Genomic DNA, 19,686 nt, shown 5'->3' on the forward strand with positions numbered 1-19,686 from the left:
CAAAAAACCGGGGTTTAGTGCTTGCTGCCGCCAGCACAGGTCGGCGAGGCCGGGGCCGCGTCGATCTGTGCCCACTCCTCTGGCGTGTACGTATGCAGCGCCAACGCATGGAACTCACCCATCAGCTCGCCAAGCGTGCCGTAGACCTTCTGGTGGCGCTTGACCCGGTTCAGGCCTTCGAACTGCGCGCTGACCACCACAGCCTTGAAATGGGTTTGCAGCCCACGGCTGTGCATATGGCTCTCATCCAGCACTTGCAGATGCTCGGGCTGAAGCAGGCCCAGCGTCGATTCGATGCGTTGTTGCATGGTCATACCGAACTCCGCTTAAGGCTTTTTCTTGGCTGGAGCGGCCGCATCTTTCGGCGTCAGCTCGGCGGTCATGTCAGCCAGCAGTTTGTTGACCACCGGCACCGCGCTTTCCAGCTTGGCCTGGGTCATCTGGGCCGATTGCTGGGTCAGCTGAGGCATTTTTTCCAGGACTTTCTTGCCCAGTGGCGACTGGTAGAACGCAACCAGGTCCTTGAGCTCGGATTCGGTGAAGTTGGTGGTGTAGAGCTTGACCATGTCCGGTTTCAGCTTGTTCCAGCCAATGGCCTGGTCCAGAGCGGCATTGGCCTTGGCCTGGTAGGTTTCCAGCACGGCTTTTTTCGACTCAGGAGCTTTGGTTTGTTCGAAACGCTGGGCAAACATCTGCTGTACTTGCATGTACACCGGGGTGCCCAGTTTGTCAGCGTGCGCCATGGTCAGGAAAGCCTCGGCACTGGCGTTATGGCTGGCGGTGTCGGCAAGAACCTGGCCGCTGGCGCAGACCAAAGCAACGGCGGTACAGATGGCACGAAGACGAGTCATCGAGTTTCCTTTTCTAGCTGGCGAGGTAAGACCCCAAGGGCGTCCATTCTGCGCCTAAAAAAGTGTGTCGCTCAACCCCAAGCCTTGTCGCACCTGATTTAGAGGGGTTGAATGGTCAAATTCAGACTGATGGAACCACGGCCGTCGATCACGGCCTAAACTGCGCAATCGGACCTACAGGAGTGAGCAAGATGAGCCGTATCGAAACCGACAGCCTCGGCCAGGTTGAAGTCCCGGATGAAGCCTATTGGGGCGCTCAGACGCAACGCTCGCTGATCAACTTCGCCATCGGCAACGAACGCATGCCGCTGGCTGTGTTGCATGCCCTGGCGCTGATCAAGAAAGCCGCGGCGCGGGTCAATGATCGCAACGGCGACGTGCCCGCCGATATCGCCCGTCTGATCGAGCAGGCGGCCGACGAAGTGCTCGCCGGCGACCATGACGACCAGTTTCCACTGGTGGTCTGGCAAACCGGCAGCGGCACCCAGAGCAACATGAACGTCAACGAAGTGATCGCCGGTCGCGCCAACGAGTTGGCCGGCAACCCCCGTGGCGGCAAGTCCCCGGTGCACCCCAACGATCACGTCAATCGCTCCCAGAGTTCCAACGATTGCTTCCCCACCGCCATGCACATCGCGGCCGTCCAGGCGGTACAACAGCACTTGCTGCCGGCGATCAGCGAACTGTCCGGCGGACTGGCCGAGCTGGCCGCCCGCCACATTAAACTGGTCAAGACCGGTCGTACGCACATGATGGATGCGACACCGATCAGCTTCGGCCAGGAAATCTCGGCTTTCATCGCGCAACTCGATTACGCCGAGCGGGCGATCCGCAGCGCACTGCCCGCGGTCTGCGAGCTGGCCCAGGGCGGAACGGCCGTCGGCACCGGACTGAATTCACCCCACGGCTTTGGTGAGGCCATCGCCGCAGAATTGGCCGCCCTCTCCGGTTTGCCGTTTATCACCGCGCCGAACAAGTTCGCCGCACTGGCCGGTCATGAGCCGCTGACCACGCTGTCCGGCGGGCTGAAAACCCTTGCCGTGACGCTGATGAAAATCGCCAACGATCTGCGCCTGCTGGGCTCCGGCCCGCGCGCCGGCTTCGCCGAAGTCAGGCTGCCGGCCAATGAGCCGGGAAGTTCGATCATGCCGGGCAAGGTCAACCCGACCCAGTGCGAAGCACTGTCGATGCTGGCCTGCCAGGTGCTGGGCAACGACGTCGCCATCGGCTTTGCTGCCAGTCAGGGCCACTTGCAGCTGAATGTGTTCAAACCGGTGATCATCCATAACCTGCTGCAATCTATCCGCTTGCTGGGGGATGGCTGCAGCAACTTCCAGCAGCACTGCGTGGCCGGTCTGGAACCGGATGCGGAAAAAATGGCTGAACACCTGGAGCGTGGCCTGATGCTGGTGACGGCGCTCAACCCGCACATCGGCTATGACAAATCGGCGGAAATCGCCAAGAAGGCCTACAGCGAAGGCCTGACCTTGCGCGAGGCGGCGTTGCAGCTCGGGTATCTGACTGACGAAGAGTTCGATGCGTGGGTGAGGCCGGAGAATATGCTGGAGGCTGGGGCAAAGGGCTGAATTTTGCGGTGATTGAAAGTCTGTCTTCGCGAGCAGGCTCGCTCCCACAAGGACTGAGTCGATCACAAATATGATGGTCGACGACAAACCTGTGGGAGCGGGCTTTCTCGCGAAGAACGATAACGCGGTCTAACTGGCGGCCATCCGCACCTTCCGCGCCTTCAACCCGGCAATCAACGAAGGCCCCAACGCCACCAGCGCCGACCCCAGCACCACCAGCACCGCACCGCCATATCCCAGACCATTGATCGTCTCGGCATGCACATAGTCGGGCCACAGCCACGCAGCCATGGCAACCGCGGCAAAGGTCACCAACGGCGTGATGGCCAGCGTCGCGCTGACCCGGGAGGCTTCCCAATGGGCCAGGGCCTCGGCAAACGCGCCATAGGCAATCAGGGTGTTGAGGCAGCACGCCAGCAGCAACCATCCCTGCAACGGGTTCAATTGCAACGCTTCGAGCGGATGCACCCACGGCGTCAACAGCGCCGCGCAAAACAGGTAGATCACCATCATCACCTGCAGCGAATTCCACACCGTCAGCAATTGCTTCTGCCCCAGGGCATAGAAGGTCCAGACCGTGGACGCCAGCAGCACCAGCAGCACGCCGGCGGTGTAGTCGGTCAGCGACGTGAGCAACTCACTCAAGCGCTGGTTGAAAAACAGCGCAAAGCCGATCAGCAGCACCAGCAGGCCAATCCCCTGCCCCAGGCTGAAACGCTCCTTGAATACAAAAAGACTGGCGATCAGCAGCATGATCGGGCCCATCTGCACCACCAGTTGCGCCGTGCCGGGGCTGAGCAGGTTCAGGCCCATCAGATACAACACATAGTTACCGACCAGGCCGAGCACCGCCATCAGCACCAGCCAGCCACCACGAGGACCGAGCACCTTACGGCTGGGCAGGCGCCTGGTGGCCGCCAGGTAAATGAACAGGCAGCCGCCGGATACCAGCAGGCGAAACCAGGTCACCGTCACCGGGTCCATTACCAGCAACACTTGTTTGAGCTTGATCGGCAGGATTCCCCACAACAACGCGGTCAACAAGGCCAGGAACAGACCGTAACCCCAGCGACCCGATGAAATGTGCATGTGAACCCCAACGCCAACTGACAGGAGTCGTCATTCTAGGCCCGCAGCCGTGACGTACACAGGCACAGTTTCGGTCTGGCCGCGAATGAAACTGTGCGGGTCGCAATCTTTGAGGGGGATTTTTTACGACCGAGGTGAGCCCATCGCGAGCAGGCTCGCTCCCACAGTGATTAGCGGCGATCACAAATGTTGTGTACGCCACCAAACCTGTGGGAGCGAGCCTGCTCGCGAAAGCTATCTGGCAGACAACGAAAAAACCCGAGGCTTAACGCACCGCCTCAAACAACCCCGTAGCCCCCATCCCGCCACCCACGCACATAGTGACGATGCCGTACCGCAGATTGCGTCGCTGCAACTCACGAACCAGATGCCCGACCTGGCGCGAGCCGGTCATGCCGAACGGGTGACCGATGGAAATCGAACCGCCGTTGACGTTGTACCGGGCATTGTCGATTTCCAGCCGGTTGCGGCTGTACAGGCACTGCGAGGCGAACGCTTCGTTGAGCTCCCACAGGTCGATGTCGTCAATCTGCAAGCCTTTGGCCTTGAGCAGCTTCGGTACCGAAAACACCGGGCCGATGCCCATCTCGTCCGGCGCGCAACCGGCCACGGTAAAACCGCGGAAGAACGCTTTCGGCTTGAGCCCCAGCTCCAGTGCTTTCTCCAGGCTCATCACCAGGGTCATGGACGCGCCGTCAGACAGCTGCGAAGAGTTGCCCGCCGTGACCGAGCCATCCTCGGCGAACACCGGCTTCAACCCGGCCAGGCTTTCCAGGGTGGTGTCCGGGCGGTTGCAGTCATCACGGTCGACGATGCCGTCGAGGATCTGTGCCTGACCTGTGGCCTTGTCTTCGACGCGATACTTCACCGCCATCGGCACGATTTCATCGGTGAACAGCCCGGCGGCCTGAGCCTGTGCGGTACGCTGCTGGCTTTGCAGCGCGTACAGGTCCTGCTCTTCACGGCTGACACTGTACCGACGCGCGACGATTTCAGCAGTCTGGCCCATCGGGAAGTAGACGCCCGGCACCTGCTCCTTGAGCAACGGGTTGATCAGGTTGTCGGTATTGACGCTCTTCATGGTCAGGCTGATGGACTCGACGCCACCGGCGACGATGATGTCGCTGCAACCCGAAGCGATCTGGTTGGCGGCAATGGCAATCGCCTGCAGGCCCGAGGAACAGAACCGGTTGAGGGTCATGCCGGCCGTGCCGATACCCAGGCGCGAGAGCACCGCGACGTTGCGACCGATATTGAAACCCTGGGCGCCTTCGTTGGAGCCGGCGCCAACGATGCAGTCCTCGACGCTCGCCGGATCGATACCGGTGCGCGCCAACAGCGCATCGACACAGTGTGCCGCCATGTCGTCCGGGCGGGTCATGTTGAATTTACCGCGAAAGGATTTGGCCAGGCCGGTCCGCACGCTGTCGACGATCACCACTTCACGCATGGCATACCTCATTGTTGTTATCGGTTGAGAGTGGACCGAGCATAAGTCCAGCGCTTCGCCGACCGCGACAATCATTCACCTCGCGTATGCGTAACCATCGCCTCAATCCTTGTCCTTACGCTTCTTGTGCTCTTGCCGGTCGGATGTTTCGAAAGCCTCTTCCAGTGCCCGGTTGATGGTGCGCAAGACTTTGACCCGTGCCCAGCGCTTGTCGTTGGCTTCCACCAGGGTCCATAGCGCAATCTCGGTGCTGGTACGGTCGACCATGTCGCCGACCGCCGCGCGATAGTCATCCCATTTTTCACGGTTGCGCCAGTCATCTTCAGTGATCTTGAAGCGCTTGAAGGGAATCTTTTCGCGCTCCTCGAAGCGCTCCAGTTGCGTCTGTTTGTCGATGGACAGCCAGAACTTGACCACGATCACACCGGCGTCGGTGAGCTGTTCTTCGAAATCGTTGATTTCACCGTAGGCACGCAGCCAGTCTGCCGGGCTGCAAAAACCTTCAATGCGCTCCACCAACACCCGGCCATACCAGGAGCGGTCGAACACGGTGAACTTGCCCCGGGCCGGCAGGTGCCGCCAGAAGCGCCACAGATACGGTTGCGCCCTTTCTTCCTCGGTGGGCGCGGCAATCGGCACGATGCTGTACTGGCGTGGATCAAGCGCTGCCGCTACCCGGCGGATCGCCCCGCCCTTGCCAGCCGCGTCGTTGCCCTCGAACACCGCCACCAGCGCGTGGCGGCGCATGCGCTTGTCACGCATCAACCCGGAAAACCGCGCCTGCTCGGTGATCAGCTGTTCTTCGTAATCATCCTTGTCCAGGTGCAGGGTCAGGTCCAGGCTGTCGATCAGGTTCACTTGATCGACACTGGGAAACACTGGCGCGGCGCTGACCTTTTCCGGATGGATCGTCGGCCGCTTCAATGCGCCCTGCAGGCCCGCCAGCAGAATCCGCCCCACGGCCAGGCTCCGATAATGCGCATCCGCCCCGGCGATCACATGCCAGGGTGCATAGTCGCGGCTGGTGCGGCGCAGCGCCCGTTCACCAAACTTCACGAACCTGTCGTAGGTTTGCGACTGCTGCCAGTCCAGCGGGCTGATGCGCCAGCTGTGCAGCGGGTCGTCGGCCAATGCCTTGAGGCGTGCCTTCATTTGTTTCTTGGAGAGGTGAAACCAGAACTTGAAGAGCAGCGCACCTTCATCGCAGAGCATCTTTTCCAGGCGCTCGGCGGCATTGATCGCCTGGTCCAGTCGCGGATCCTTGAACTCGCCATGGACCCGCCCCTGCAGCATCTGGCTGTACCAGTTGCCGAAGAAAATCCCCATGCGCCCCTTGGCCGGGAGCATCCGCCAGTAACGCCAGGCCGGTGGCCGCGCCAGTTCTTCGTCGGTTTGCTGATCGAACGTGCGGACCTCGATCAAGCGCGGGTCCATCCACTCGTTGAGCACCTTGATCGTCTCACCCTTGCCGGCACCTTCGATGCCATTGATCAAAATGATCACCGGGAAGCGGCGTTGCTGCTGCAATTCGAATTGCGCTTCGAGCAACGCTTCGCGCAGGGCCGGGACTTCGGCGTCGTAGATTTCTTTGTCGATGGCGTGATCGATTTCGGCGGATTCAAACATGAGCGGCTCCCTTCCAGATGTGAGCAAGACTAGCGGATTGAACTGAAGGCCAGCAGAGATTTTCCCGATGGCCCCCTCGCCACAAAGAGCTTGGCCACGCCGTCGATCGGCTAGAATGGCGGCCTTGCCGTTGCCGAGCCTGCCATGAAACCTGTATTGCCCCACGCCCAGCTCGACTGGGACGACCAAGGTCGCCCGTATTCACGAGTGTTCGACGATGTGTATTTCTCCGACCAGTCGGGGCTGGACGAAACCCGCTATGTCTTTATCGAACAGAACCGTTTGGCGGAGCGCTTTGCGGCCTTGCCCGAGGGCGGGCGGCTGGTCATCGGGGAAACGGGGTTCGGCACCGGGCTGAATTTTTTGTGCGCCTGGCAGCTGTTCGAGCAACACGCCGCGGCCAGTGCGCGGCTGCATTTTGTCAGCGTCGAGAAGTACCCGCTGAGCCCCGACGACTTGCAACGGGCCCTGGCGCTGTGGCCGGAACTCAAGGTGTTTGCCGATCAACTGCTTGAGCAATACGTGGCCATCCATCAGGGCTTTCAGCGCCTGACGCTGGACCACGGCCGCGTGACCCTGACGCTGCTGATCGGCGATGCACTGGAGCAACTGCCGCAACTCGATGCCCGAATCGACGCCTGGTTTCTCGACGGTTTCGCCCCGGCGAAAAACCCCGACATGTGGACCGCCGAACTGTTTGCCGAGCTGGCGCGCCTGGCCGCTCCCGGTGCATCCATCAGCACCTTCACCAGCACCGGTTGGGTGCGGCGCCTGCTCAACGCCGCCGGTTTCAAGATGAAACGCACCCCCGGCATCGGCCATAAATGGGAAATCCTGCGCGGCGAGTTCCTCGGCTGGCCCCAGGAAACGCCGGCCCCGGCCCTGGATAAACCCTGGTTCGCACGCCCGGCCCCACTGACCGGCGAGCGCCAGGCACTGGTGATCGGTGCCGGCCTGGCCGGTTGTGCCAGCGCCGCCAGCCTCGCCGCGCGTGGCTGGGAAGTGACAGTGCTGGAGCGCCACGACGACATCGCCCGGGAAGCCTCGGGCAACCCGCAGGGCGTGCTCTACCTGAAGTTATCCGCCCACGGCACGGCGCTGTCGCAAATGATCGTCAGTGGATTCGGCTACACCCGACGCCTGCTCGAACACTTGCAACGGGGTCGCGACTGGGACGATTGCGGCGTGTTGCAACTGGCTTTCAACGCCAAGGAAGCTGAACGCCAGGTGCAATTAGCCGCGGCATTTCCGGCGGACTTGTTGCACCTGCTTGATCAACCCGAGGCACAGGCCGTGGCCGGTATCGGGCTGGCACAGGGGGGCCTGTTCTATCCCGAAGGCGGCTGGGTTCACCCACCGGCGCTGTGTCAGTGGCAGGCTGCGCATCCACAGATTCAACTGTTCACTCACCACGATGCGCTGGAACTGCGCAAGGTTGAGGGCCGGTGGCAAGCCTGGGACGGCGAACGCTTGCTTGCCGACGCCCCCGTGGTGGTGCTCGCCGGCGCAGCCGAAATCCAGCGTTTCCCCGAGAGCGCCGAGTTGCCGCTCAAACGCATTCGCGGGCAAATCACGCGCCTGGCGCAAACCCCGCAAAGCCAGGCCCTGAGTACCGTGGTGTGTGCCGAAGGCTATGTCGCCCCCGCCCGTTTGGGCGAACACACCCTGGGGGCCAGTTTCGATTTCAAGAGCGATGACCTGACGCCGACCACGGCAGAACACCTGGGCAACCTGGCCATGCTCGAAGAGATTTCCCACGATCTGGTCGAGCGGCTGGAGATCGAACACCTCGACCCCGAGCATCTCCAGGGTCGCGCTGCATTTCGCTGCACCAGCCCCGACTACTTGCCAATCGTCGGCCCATTGGCCGACACCCAGGCGTTCGCTGAGGCTTATGCAGCGCTGGGCAAAGACGCCCGGCAGGTGCCGGACGTCGAATGCCCATGGCTTGACGGTTTGTACGTCAACAGCGGTCACGGCTCGCGCGGCCTGATCACTGCGCCGCTGTCCGGAGAGCTGCTGGCAGCCTGGCTGGACAACGAACCCCTGCCGCTGCCCAGAAGCGTGGCCGAGGCCTGTCACCCCAACCGGTTTGCCCTGCGGCGCCTGATTCGCGGCAAGTAGTCGATCCAGCAGCCGAAGTCGCCCTCACCGGGCGATTCGGCCGTGGCCAGTCGCACATATAACTCATCGATCTAAAACTCCCCTTACCGAGGAGGGTCACTTTCTGAGTACCCGCCGTTTTGGCGCGGTATCGATCGACCCTCCCCAACGGAAAAACCGGTAAGGAATTTATGTGCGGATTAGCTGGCGAGTTACGTTTTGATCATCAACCTGCAGACCTTGCAGCCATTGAACGAATCACCCATCACCTGGCCCCTCGCGGCCCCGACGCCTGGGGCTTTCATAGCCAGGGACCGATTGCACTGGGCCACCGGCGCCTGAAGATCATGGACCTGTCGGACGGCTCGGCGCAGCCGATGATCGACCCGCAACTGGGCTTGTCCCTGGCCTTCAACGGAGCGATCTACAACTTTCCGGAACTGCGCGCGGAACTTGAAAGCCTGGGTTACGCCTTCTATTCCGGTGGCGACACCGAAGTGCTGCTCAAGGGCTATCACGCCTGGGGCGAAGCCTTGCTACCAAAACTCAACGGCATGTTTGCCTTTGCCGTTTGGGAGCGCGATGCCCAACGCCTGTTCATCGCCCGCGACCGTCTCGGCGTGAAGCCGCTGTACCTGTCGCGCACCGGCCAGCGCCTGCGCTTCGCCTCGGCCCTGCCGGCATTGCTCAAGGGTGGCGACATCAATCCGATCCTCGATCCTGTGGCACTCAATCACTATCTGAATTTCCACGCCGTGGTCCCGGCACCGCGCACCTTGCTGGCGGGCATTGAAAAACTGCCGCCGGCCACCTGGATGCGCGTCGAAGCCGATGGCCGCACCGAACAGAAAACCTGGTGGACCCTGCCCTACGGCCCTCACGCCGATGAGACCGATCTGACCCTCGAAGACTGGCGCGACCGTGTGCTCGACAGCACCCGCGAGGCGGTCGCCATCCGCCAACGCGCGGCAGTGGATGTCGGCGTGCTGTTGTCCGGTGGCGTCGATTCAAGCCTGCTGGTGGGCCTGTTGCGGGAAGTCGGCGTGGACAATCTGTCGACCTTCTCCATCGGCTTCCAGGATACCGGCGGCGAGCGTGGGGACGAGTTCCAGTATTCGGACCTGATCGCCCAACACTACGGCACGCAGCATCACCAACTGCGCATCGACGAAAAGGAAATCATCGAACAGCTGCCCGCCGCGTTCCGCGCCATGAGCGAACCGATGGTCAGCCACGACTGCATCGCCTTCTATCTGTTGTCCCGGGAAGTGGCCAAACACTGCAAAGTCGTCCAGAGCGGCCAGGGCGCCGATGAACTGTTCGCCGGTTACCACTGGTATCCGCAAGTGGACGGCGCGAGTGATCCGTATGCCGCATACCGCGAAGCGTTTTTCGACCGCAGCTACGACGACTACGCCGCTACCGTCCAACCGAAATGGCTGACTGCGAATGACGCCGCCGGTGACTTCGTCAAAGCGCATTTCGCCCAGCCCGGTGCCGATGCGGCGGTGGACAAGGCCTTGCGTCTGGACAGCACGGTGATGCTGGTGGACGACCCGGTCAAACGCGTCGACAACATGACCATGGCCTGGGGCCTGGAAGCGCGCACTCCGTTTCTCGACTACCGCCTGGTGGAGCTGTCGGCACGGATTCCGGGGCGTTTCAAACTGCCGGACGGCGGCAAGCAAGTCTTGAAAGAAGCCGCGCGCCAAGTGATTCCCAGTGAAGTGATCGACCGCAAGAAAGGTTACTTCCCGGTGCCGGGCCTCAAGCATTTGCAGGGCGATACGCTGGAATGGGTGCGCGAGCTGCTGCTCGATCCCAGCCAGGATCGCGGCCTGTTCAACCCCGCGATGCTCGACCGTCTGCTGACTGATCCACAGGGGCAATTGACACCGTTGCGCGGCTCGAAGCTGTGGCAACTGGCGGCCCTCAACCTGTGGCTCAGCGAACAAGGAATCTGACCGATGAAACCTCACGCCACGGCTATCAGCCAACGCCTGTTGCGCGGCCAGTCACCCTCCTACGAACGCTTGCAGGCACGTCTGGCCGAGGATCGCTGTGAACTCGGCGGGGCGCCGATTGCCGTGCATTGCGGCTGGGGCCGCTTGCTGATCGGCCACACCTTTGCCGATGCCGCGAGCCTGGCCGGGGAGTTGCTCAACGAGCAGCCCGGCGAGCGGGACATTGCCCTGTACGTCGCCGCGCCCCAGCAAGTGCTGGGGCTGGAGCCGACGCAGCTGTTCCTCGACCCGTCCGACACCTTGCGCCTGTGGTTCAGCGACTACCGTCAGGCGACACGGGTGTTTCGTGGTTTTCGTATTCGACGCGCGCAAAGCGATGCCGACTGGCAGGCGATCAATCAGCTGTACCAGGCCCGCGGCATGCTGCCGATCGATGCCACCCTGCTGACGCCGCGTCATCTGGGCGGCCCGGTGTATTGGCTGGCTGAAGACGAGGACAGCGGCGCGGTCATCGGCAGCGTCATGGGCCTCAACCACCACAAGGCCTTCAACGATCCGGAAAACGGCAGCAGCCTGTGGTGCCTGGCGGTCGACCCGCATTGTGCGCGGCCGGGTGTCGGTGAAGTGCTGGTGCGGCACTTGATCGAACACTTCATGAGTCGCGGGCTCGCCTGCCTCGACCTGTCGGTGCTGCACGACAACCGCCAGGCGAAAAGCCTTTACGCCAAGCTCGGTTTTCGCAACCTCACGACCTTCGCCATCAAGCGCAAGAACGGCATCAATCAGCCGCTGTTCCTCGGGCCCGGCCCGGAAGCCGCGTTCAATCCCTACGCTCGGATCATTGTCGAGGAAGCACACCGTCGTGGCATCGATGTGCACGTCGATGACGCCGACGCCGGGATGTTCACCCTCAGCCATGGCGGGCGCCGGGTACGCTGCCGCGAATCCCTGAGCGACCTGACCAGCGCCGTCAGCATGACCCTGTGCCAGGACAAAAGCCTGACCCACAAAGTGCTCAAGGCTGCCGGGTTGAACCTGCCGGCGCAGCAAATGGCGGGTAACGCCGATGATAATCTGGCCTTCCTCGATGAACACCAGCGCGTGGTGGTCAAGCCACTGGATGGTGAACAGGGCCAAGGGGTGGCCGTGGATCTGCGTACCATCGAGGAAGTACAGCAAGCCATAGAAGCCGCTCGCCACTTCGACAGCCGCGTGCTGCTGGAAAGATTCCACGAGGGCCTCGACCTGCGCATTGTGGTGATCGGTTTTGAAGTGGTCGCCGCCGCCATTCGCCGGCCGGCCGAAGTGGTGGGCGACGGCCAACACTCCATCGGTGCATTGATCGAAGCCCAGAGCCGACGGCGACAGGCGGCCACGGGCGGCGAAAGCAAGATCCCGCAGGACCAGGAAACCCTGCGCACCCTGCGTGCCGCCGGATACGACTACAGCAGCATTCTGCCGGCCGGTGAGCACCTGTTCGTGCGACGCACGGCGAACCTTCATACCGGCGGCGTGCTTGAAGACGTCACGGCGATCCTGCACCCGACGCTGGTGGACGCCGCCATCCGCGCGGCCCGGGCCCTGGACATTCCCATGGTCGGCCTCGACCTGATGGTGTCCGCCGCTGACCAGCCGGACTATGTGTTTATCGAAGCCAACGAACGGGCCGGGCTGGCCAACCATGAACCGCAGCCCACGGCGGAGCGGTTTGTGGATTTGTTGTTTCCGTACAGTCAGCCGGTGGTCTCTTAGCCATGTGTTGTCTGGACTGGCCCTTTCGCGAGCAGGCTCGCTCCCACATTTGATCGCGTTCCCCCTGTAGGAGCGAGCCTGCTCGCGAAGGCGGCCGTACAGGCGATAACCAATCAGGAGTCTCCATGACCAGCAAAATCCCCGAACCGGACCTCGGTTACCTGCAAAAAGTGCTGCTGGAAATGCTCGCCATACCCAGCCCTACCGGGTTCACCGATACCATCGTGCGCTACCTCGCCGAACGCCTTGAAGAACTCGGCATTCCCTTCGAGCTGACCCGTCGCGGCACCATCCGCGCCACGCTCAAGGGCAAGAAGAACAGCCCCGACCGCGCCGTTTCCGCCCACCTGGACACCATCGGCGCGGCGGTGCGTGCAGTGAAGGACAACGGCCGCCTGACCCTCGCGCCCGTCGGCTGCTGGTCCAGCCGCTTCGCCGAAGGCAGCCGGGTCAGCCTGTTTACCGACAACGGCGTGATCCGTGGCAGCGTCTTGCCGCTGATGGCTTCCGGGCACGCATTCAACACCGCCGTGGATGAAATGCCGATCAGTTGGGATCACATCGAGTTGCGCCTGGACGCCTACTGCGCCACCCGTGCCGACTGCGAGTCGCTGGGCATCAGCGTCGGCGATTTCGTCGCCTTCGACCCGCTGCCTGAGTTCACCGAAAGCGGCCACATCAGCGCCCGCCACCTTGACGACAAGGCCGGGGTGGCCGCGCTGCTGGCGGCGCTCAAGGCCATCGTCGACAGTGGCGAAGAGCTGATGATCGATTGCCATCCGCTGTTCACCATCACCGAAGAAACCGGCAGCGGTGCCGCAGCGGCGTTGCCCTGGGACGTCAGTGAATTCGTCGGCATCGACATCGCACCGGTCGCACCTGGCCAACACTCCAGCGAGCACGCGGTAAGCATCGCCATGCAGGATTCCGGTGGGCCGTATGACTATCACCTGTCGCGCCACCTCCTGCGCCTGGCCAGCGACAACGAGTTGCCCGCACGCCGGGACCTGTTCCGCTACTACTTCAGCGACGCCCATTCAGCGGTGACCGCCGGCCACGACATTCGCACCGCCCTGCTCGCCTTCGGCTGCGACGCCACCCACGGTTACGAACGCACCCATATCGACAGCCTCGCCGCCCTGAGCCGCCTGCTCGGTGCCTACATCCTCAGCCCGCCCGTGTTTGCCAGCGATGCACAGCCGGCCAAGGGCTCACTGGACCGTTTCAGCCATCAGCTTGAACATGACACCCAGATGGAAAGCGATACGCGGGTGCCGTCGGTGGATAGCCTGGTGGGGCAGCGGTCGGAGAACTGATCCAGGATCTTCATTGCCTGGTAAACCGCTATCGCGAGCAGGCTCGCTCCCACAGGGGAATGCGGTCTACTGTGGGAGCGGGCTTGCTCGTGAAGGCGTCAGACCAGACAACACAAGATCCCGGGCTGGCCGTCCTCGCCCAATCGCCGTAGCATCGCGCCATTGATCCAACCGAGGTGCCTATGCTGATCCCCCACGACCAACTTCAAGTCGACACCCTCACCCGCCTGATCGAGGATTTCGTGACCCGCGACGGCACGGACAATGGAGACGACACTCCACTGGAAACCCGCGTACTGCGCGTGCGCCAGGCCTTGACCAAGGGCCAGGCACTGATTGTCTTCGACCCGCAAAGCGAGCAATGCCAGTTAATGCTCAAGCACGACGTGCCCAAGCACCTGTTTGACTGAGCCCTTCAGCGCTCCTTGGTTTTCGCCAGTTTGTTCTGGATGCGTTCGTAGATTTCGCAGCGATGCACATTGACGTCCTGAGGCGCTTCAACGCCAAAGCGCACGTTGCTTCCGTTGATCGCGAGAACACGCACGGAAATGTTGTCACCGATGGAAATGGTTTCGCCCACAATGCGAGTGAGTACGAGCATGAGGAGTGTCCTTCAGGGGTTACTGGCCCTTGAAGATGCCCGGCCCGCGGTACGCCTACAATGCTCCGACAGCAAACCAGACCGGACTGACAGCCCCTGACGCACGCCACTTACGGAAAGGTCTGACAGGTCGGTTGATTGTAGGGCCGATCTGTCAGGATGCGGAGAATCGCGGCCCGAACAGGATGATACTCGCGCCGATCACACACAGCGCCACACCAAGCCAGTCCGAACCCAGCGGACGAATCCGCTCGACCACGGCCAACCAGCCGATTGAGGCAATGATGTAGATGCCACCGTAAGCGGCGTAGGCGCGGCCAGCGTAGCTTGCCTCGATACGGGTCAGCAGCAGGGCGAACAGGGTCAGGCTGAGGAGCGCCGGCACCACCCACCACATGCTTTTGCCCTGGCGCAACCACATCCAGAAGGCAAAGCAACCGGCAATTTCGAACAGCGCAGCGAGGAAAAACCACAGGTAATTGAGCATGCAAGCGTCTCGCGAGGATGGCCGATGGCGGCCACCCTAACCACAGCGTTGCCTGCGGGCAAGATCAGCTTGCCGATTGCCTGGCCTTGGCGCGCATTTTGTCGGCCATGGCGGTCATTTCGTTGTAGAGCAATTGCGGGTTCTTCTGCTTGATCGCCCAGGCCATGCGGCCCTGTTCGTGGGGCAGGATCATGAACTCGCCAGCGGCGACCTGCTGATAGATGTAGTCGGCGATGTCGGCGGCACTGATCGGCGAGCTTTCCAGCAACTTTCCGACCTGGGCTTTCATGGCCGGAGTCGGGCCGCGGAAGGAGTCCAGCAGGTTGGTCTGGAAGAACGACGGACACACCACATGCACACCGACTTCCTGATGCGCCAGCTCGATCAGCAGGCTTTCGGACAACGCCACCACGCCCGCCTTGGCCACGTTGTAATTGCTCATCGCCGGGCCTTGCATCAGCGCGGCCATGGACGCGATGTTGATGATCTTGCCTTGGCTTTTTTCCAGCAGTGGCAGGAAAGCCTTGCAGCCCTTGACCACGCCCATCAGGTTGATCGCGATCTGCCAGTCCCAGTCCTCCAGGGACAACTCACTGAAGAACCCGCCAGATGCCACGCCCGCGTTATTGACGATGACATCGATGCCGCCGAGCTTGACTTCGCAGGCCTGGGCGAACGCCGTCAACTGGCTGTAATCGCGTACGTCACAGCGCTGGATAAAACCGTCGCCGCCCGCTTCGCGGACCAGCTTGAGGGTTTCCTGCAACCCGGGTTCGCTGACGTCCGACAAGGCCAGTTGCCAGCCTTCACGCGCCCAGCGCAGCGCGATTTCGCGACCCAGGCCCGAGCCTGCACCAGTGATCATCATGCGATTTTGCATAGCAAACAGCCTTGTTGTTCTCGGAAGATGCACCGAGTGTAGCGAAGGAAATTGCCCGACCCACGCTCCATCAGATTGCTGAATGGCCCGAGCAAACTGCGGGAGCGTCTGACGCAATTAAGGCAACTACAAAAGAAATAAGAACCCGTCCGAAATACTTCAAAAAAACCTGGAATTTTCCTGCAAGCGCAAGAGTCGGATTTTTTAAGCAGCTCGAATTTACTTCATTCCCGCTGACCTTGATTGGCATGGTCAATCCACTGCATTTTCGACAAGGAAATAGACATGGGTACAATACTGATCATCATTCTGATCCTGTTACTGATCGGTGGTTTACCGGTCTTCCCGCACTCCAGAAGTTGGGGTTACGGCCCTTCCGGAATCATCGGCGTCGTATTGGTGGTGCTGTTGATCCTGCTCTTGCTCGGCCGAATATAAAAACCGCCAGGCAAAAAAAGAGGCCCTTGAAGGGCCTCTTTTCTATTGCGTCACAACTTAGTCCGGCGTGCCGTCAACAACACCAGCGGTGTTGTCCAGCAGGCTCTTGGTCGCTGTTTGCAGGAACGCTTCGAGCTTGAGTTTCAACTCGGCGATACGCGGCGCATCAGCAATGACTTCGGCGCGAGGCTTGGCACCCAATTCATACTGATACAGCTTCGGCGCCATGTCCTTGTCCTTCGGCAGGACCAGAATCTGGTCTGCGGTGAGGATGGCCGTGGTCTGCTCGCTGCCCGATGGCTTGATCACCCCAATACCCATGTCGCCTTCCGGCAGGTTGAGCAGGTCGCGCCCCCAGCACTGATGACGCACTTCGCCACCGATGCGGCCCATGATGGTCGGTACGATGTCGATCTGAGTGCCCACGGTGTGGTCACGCTGGCCGAATTTTTCCTGGATGCCCGGCGCGATCATCAGCATCGGCACGTTGAAGCGGCCCAGGTCCATTTCGGTGATTTGCTGTTCGTTACCAAAACCGTGGTCACCAACGATGACAAACAGGGTTTCCTTGAAGTACGGCTCCTTGCGGGCCTTTTCAAAGAACTGGCCCAGTGCCCAGTCCGAGTAACGCATGGCGGTCAGGTGTTCGTTCAGGTTGCCACGATCGGTCACGCGCTCGACCGGCAATGGTGTCGGCAAGGCGTATGGCGTGTGGTTGGACAGGGTTTGCAGCAAGGCATAGAACGGCTTGCCGTTTTCTCGTGCCTTGAGCTCGACCAGGCCACGGTCGAACATGTCCTGGTCGGACACGCCCCAGGTCGGATCAGAGAACACCGGATTCACGAAATCGTTACGGCCGATGAAGTTGGTCATGCCCTGGTTGCTGAAGAAACCCGACTGGTTGTCCCAGGCGAAATCGCCGTTGTAGACATACACATCGTCGAAGTCACGGGCGCTGAGCAACTGCGGCAGACCGGACAGCTTGTGGCTGCCTTCCGGGGTCTGCATCAGGTATTCGAAGCCCGGCAGGTTCGGGAAGCAGGCCATGGTGGCGAACATGCCCTGGTGGGTATGGGTGCCGTTGGAGAAGAAGCGGTCGAACAGCAAGCCTTCCTTCGACAGTTTGTCGAGGTACGGCGTGATGTTGCCCGGCCCACCCAGCGCACCCACCGAGTGACCGGCCATGCTTTCCATCAGGATCACGACGACGTTCTTGATCGGCAGGGTCTTGTCGGCTGGCGGGGTGTAATCGCGACGTACCGCTGCGGTCTCGCCATCCACCAGTTTGTCATCCGCCATCACCAGCATGTCGCGCACGACTTGTTGGGCTTGTGGCTGTGGCAGCGTGGCTTTCCAGATATTGTCGCGATCTTCGGACATCCGGCTCTTGGCGGCGGCGACCAGAGAAAGCGTACCGTTGAGACCCAGCTGGTTGGCGAAGTTGGAGTCTGTGGTGTAGACATCACCCCAGCGCATCGGCGGGCCTTGACGCAAGGTGCCACGGGCCGCGACAACGCAGATCAGCAGGCAAACCACGAACACGCCAATGCGTGCATACCACGGCGCTACCTTGCGTGTGCCGATGCTGCCGCCACTGAACGGGCCACGAGGGCGGGTCGCACGGTCGGCGCCCTTGAATGCCATGCTCAGGATCACGGTACCCACGGCCCACGCCAGCAGATAGCGGACCACCGGAAAACCATACCAGAGCATGCTGGCCACGGTTTTCGGGTCTTCCTTGACGTACTGGAAGACCAGGCCGTTGAGGCGCTGGTGGAACTCACGATAGAAGTCCATCTCCATCAGGCCCAGGAACAGCGCAATGCTGGAGACGATCGTCAGCCAGAGACGGAACAGCCCGCGTGCGGCCATGGCCCGGGCGCTGAACAAGGCCAGCAGCAACGGAATACTGAGATAGACCACCAGGCGCAGGTCGAAACGCAGACCGTTGGCGAATGCCTCAAGGAAGGTCGAAGCCGGTGTGTCGAGGATCATCGAGCTGTTGTAAGCCAGCAGCGCGACGCGCAGCAGGCTGAACATGACCATCATGACCAGGGCACACAACAGCGTGTAGGCCAGATGCGATTTGACGGTCGGTTGCAGCAGGCGACTAGAAGCTCGCTGCTGATTCAGGGCGTCCGGGATTGCCATGTCGTTTTAGGACCCATTGGAAGTTGAAGTTTCAAAAATACAGCTGCGCCTTGCCCTCTTTTCGGCCCATACAAGGCCCGGGGGTTTGCGCGGTGCGCAAATGTTGCACGATCAACGGCAGCATTGCCATTGATAACTACCCTCATCCCGACTGTTTCATCCTGCATTCAGCAATACGCAGCGCGTTACGGGAGAGCCGGCGAATTGTCTTGGAGAGTGGGTGAAAATTTTGTGCAACGCATATCCGGAAACAAATTAAAGCCTGCGCACCGGTCAAAAACGCAAACGCCCCGATCGAATCGGGGCGTTACGAAGTCACCTCAAAAGAACGACACAGTTACTTCTCGGCGCGTTCCTTGAGGGCTTTCAAGGTATTGAACGGGGCATCCACCACGAACTTGTTGGCCACCAGCGACGGCACGCTGCCGCCCGGTTCGGTGTGCACCTGATAGGTCACTTCGATCTGGTCGCCCTTGGGTACGAACTTCCAGAAACCGTCGACCTTGGCGACCCGGACGAAGCCTTTTTCTTCAGGAACGTATTTCGGTACGCCTTCGAGCTTGCGGGTCAGGCTGCCATCAGCCCCTTCGATGGTGGTGATGTGCAACACCGAATCCCGGGGAGTAACCGGCCACGGGGTGTTGAACTGAGTGTAGGTCCAGCTCTGGTCACCTTCGTGCTTGAGCAGCTTCTGGGTTTTGCATTCGTGAATCCAGGCGCAGGCTCCGGGCACGTCTTCCTGCAACGCACGCAGCTTGGCCATGGTGGTTTTCATCAGCGTGACGCCCTGGTAGGCCTTGTAGTCGGAGCCGGCCACTTCACTCAGGGAGATCTTGATGCCGTCTTCGTTTTTTTTGACTTTCCAGTCTTCGGCCTGGGCCGTCGAGGTAACCAGCGCAACCGTCAAACCACACAGCACAGCCATACGATGCAGCGAACCCATTGTCTTATTCCTTATTGTTGAAGTTCCATTCGTTGGGCTTGCACCTCCGATCACCTTCAGGTTTTTCGGAGGTGATCGGAGGTGCAAGCCCACACATCACGCCGCCGTCATTTGCTCCCACCAGCCAATCAACCGGATGGCTTCTTCGCTACTGCTTCCGCACACCTCGGGGTCGGCCTCGAAGGCAGAACACACCGCCGGCCGTTCTGGCTGGCCGAAAATACTGCACAGGTTATCGGAGGAAAGTTGCAGGCAACGCTGCCCCGCGGCCTTGCCGTTGGGCATACCGGGAATCGGTGAACTGATGGAAGGGGCAATGCAACAAGCGCCACAGCCCTCACGGCATTTCATGACGACAAGCTCCTCGCGACGAGCAGTGTGTTAAAGGACGGGGGCACAGAGTACCCGCTAAAACAGTTGTTTTAAATTACCTGCGAGCGGGTTTTTCA

At 61.2% G+C, this 19,686-nt stretch carries 18 protein-coding genes; 7 read left to right on the plus strand and 11 right to left on the minus strand.

Annotated elements, in window-relative coordinates; translation table 11 throughout:
- Window positions 1-14 precede the first annotated feature (14 nt).
- Together WHX55_RS23215 and WHX55_RS23220 are read right to left on the minus strand one after the other, a co-directional pair.
- Window positions 15-314 (minus strand): BolA family protein, encoded by a 300-nt coding sequence (locus WHX55_RS23215; RefSeq protein WP_057713758.1) that lies wholly within the window; start codon window positions 312-314, stop codon window positions 15-17.
- A gap of 12 nt (window positions 315-326) precedes the next feature.
- Entirely contained in the window at window positions 327-851 is a 525-nt protein-coding gene (locus tag WHX55_RS23220) for a DUF2059 domain-containing protein (RefSeq protein ID WP_007997268.1), read from the minus strand.
- Window positions 852-1,042: 191 nt separating this feature from the next.
- On the opposite strand from WHX55_RS23220, the gene WHX55_RS23225 reads away from it, so the two are divergent.
- Window positions 1,043-2,437: a class II fumarate hydratase gene (locus tag WHX55_RS23225; protein WP_151214604.1), complete on the plus strand. Its 1,395-nt coding sequence runs from the start codon at window positions 1,043-1,045 to the stop codon at window positions 2,435-2,437.
- Window positions 2,438-2,566: 129 nt separating this feature from the next.
- Here WHX55_RS23225 and WHX55_RS23230 read toward each other — a convergent pair whose 3' ends face one another.
- The 3 genes from WHX55_RS23230 to pap form a co-directional block, all read right to left on the minus strand.
- Window positions 2,567-3,526, minus strand: a complete 960-nt coding sequence (locus tag WHX55_RS23230; protein ID WP_223456214.1) for a DMT family transporter — start codon at window positions 3,524-3,526, stop codon at window positions 2,567-2,569.
- A gap of 265 nt (window positions 3,527-3,791) precedes the next feature.
- Window positions 3,792-4,976, minus strand: coding sequence for a thiolase family protein (locus tag WHX55_RS23235; protein WP_353741395.1), 1,185 nt, complete (start codon window positions 4,974-4,976; stop codon window positions 3,792-3,794).
- A 102-nt stretch (window positions 4,977-5,078) separates the two neighbouring features.
- Window positions 5,079-6,602, minus strand: a complete 1,524-nt coding sequence (gene pap / locus WHX55_RS23240) for a polyphosphate:AMP phosphotransferase (RefSeq protein WP_353741396.1) — start codon at window positions 6,600-6,602, stop codon at window positions 5,079-5,081.
- A gap of 144 nt (window positions 6,603-6,746) precedes the next feature.
- On the opposite strand from pap, the gene mnmC reads away from it, so the two are divergent.
- From mnmC to WHX55_RS23265, 5 genes are all read left to right on the plus strand, one after another.
- Window positions 6,747-8,726, plus strand: a complete 1,980-nt coding sequence (gene mnmC, locus WHX55_RS23245; RefSeq protein ID WP_353741397.1) for a bifunctional tRNA (5-methylaminomethyl-2-thiouridine)(34)-methyltransferase MnmD/FAD-dependent 5-carboxymethylaminomethyl-2-thiouridine(34) oxidoreductase MnmC — start codon at window positions 6,747-6,749, stop codon at window positions 8,724-8,726.
- Between the two features lie 170 nt (window positions 8,727-8,896).
- Complete coding sequence (locus WHX55_RS23250) at window positions 8,897-10,669, plus strand: N-acetylglutaminylglutamine amidotransferase (RefSeq protein ID WP_353741398.1); 1,773 nt, start codon at window positions 8,897-8,899, stop codon at window positions 10,667-10,669.
- A 3-nt stretch (window positions 10,670-10,672) separates the two neighbouring features.
- A complete protein-coding gene (gene ngg, locus WHX55_RS23255) occupies window positions 10,673-12,421 on the plus strand; it encodes an N-acetylglutaminylglutamine synthetase (protein ID WP_353741399.1) in 1,749 nt (582 codons plus the stop codon).
- Window positions 12,422-12,546: 125 nt separating this feature from the next.
- Window positions 12,547-13,737, plus strand: a complete 1,191-nt coding sequence (locus WHX55_RS23260; protein ID WP_353741400.1) for an osmoprotectant NAGGN system M42 family peptidase — start codon at window positions 12,547-12,549, stop codon at window positions 13,735-13,737.
- 182 nt (window positions 13,738-13,919) lie between these two features.
- Window positions 13,920-14,147: a YheU family protein gene (locus WHX55_RS23265; protein ID WP_150726221.1), complete on the plus strand. Its 228-nt coding sequence runs from the start codon at window positions 13,920-13,922 to the stop codon at window positions 14,145-14,147.
- Between the two features lie 5 nt (window positions 14,148-14,152).
- Here the strand turns inward: WHX55_RS23265 and csrA are convergent, their stop codons facing one another.
- The 3 genes from csrA to WHX55_RS23280 all read right to left on the minus strand — a co-directional run bounded on the left by csrA (window position 14,153) and on the right by WHX55_RS23280 (window position 15,705).
- The gene (gene csrA, locus WHX55_RS23270) at window positions 14,153-14,338 is read right to left on the minus strand and encodes a carbon storage regulator CsrA (RefSeq protein ID WP_150726220.1); all 186 of its coding nucleotides are present in this window, start codon (window positions 14,336-14,338) and stop codon (window positions 14,153-14,155) included.
- A gap of 154 nt (window positions 14,339-14,492) precedes the next feature.
- Complete coding sequence (locus tag WHX55_RS23275; protein WP_150726219.1) at window positions 14,493-14,825, minus strand: YnfA family protein; 333 nt, start codon at window positions 14,823-14,825, stop codon at window positions 14,493-14,495.
- Window positions 14,826-14,889: 64 nt separating this feature from the next.
- On the minus strand, window positions 14,890-15,705 hold the full coding sequence (locus WHX55_RS23280) for an SDR family oxidoreductase (RefSeq protein WP_150758262.1): 816 nt from the start codon (window positions 15,703-15,705) through the stop codon (window positions 14,890-14,892).
- A 279-nt stretch (window positions 15,706-15,984) separates the two neighbouring features.
- Here WHX55_RS23280 and WHX55_RS23285 point away from each other — a divergent pair, with 279 nt between their 5' ends.
- Entirely contained in the window at window positions 15,985-16,143 is a 159-nt protein-coding gene (locus WHX55_RS23285) for a DUF3309 family protein (RefSeq protein WP_172435350.1), read from the plus strand.
- Window positions 16,144-16,200: 57 nt separating this feature from the next.
- On the opposite strand, the gene WHX55_RS23290 is transcribed toward WHX55_RS23285, so the two are convergent.
- From WHX55_RS23290 to WHX55_RS23300, 3 genes are all read right to left on the minus strand, one after another.
- Window positions 16,201-18,294, minus strand: coding sequence for an LTA synthase family protein (locus WHX55_RS23290; RefSeq protein ID WP_353741401.1), 2,094 nt, complete (start codon window positions 18,292-18,294; stop codon window positions 16,201-16,203).
- A 337-nt stretch (window positions 18,295-18,631) separates the two neighbouring features.
- Window positions 18,632-19,237, minus strand: a complete 606-nt coding sequence (locus WHX55_RS23295; protein WP_150726216.1) for an START domain-containing protein — start codon at window positions 19,235-19,237, stop codon at window positions 18,632-18,634.
- A 96-nt stretch (window positions 19,238-19,333) separates the two neighbouring features.
- Complete coding sequence (locus WHX55_RS23300) at window positions 19,334-19,588, minus strand: YkgJ family cysteine cluster protein (protein ID WP_046037440.1); 255 nt, start codon at window positions 19,586-19,588, stop codon at window positions 19,334-19,336.
- Between the last annotated feature and the right edge of the window lie 98 nt (window positions 19,589-19,686).

The organism is Pseudomonas fluorescens, from assembly GCF_040448305.1.
GTDB classification, from domain to species: Bacteria; Pseudomonadota; Gammaproteobacteria; order Pseudomonadales; family Pseudomonadaceae; genus Aquipseudomonas; species Aquipseudomonas fluorescens_BH.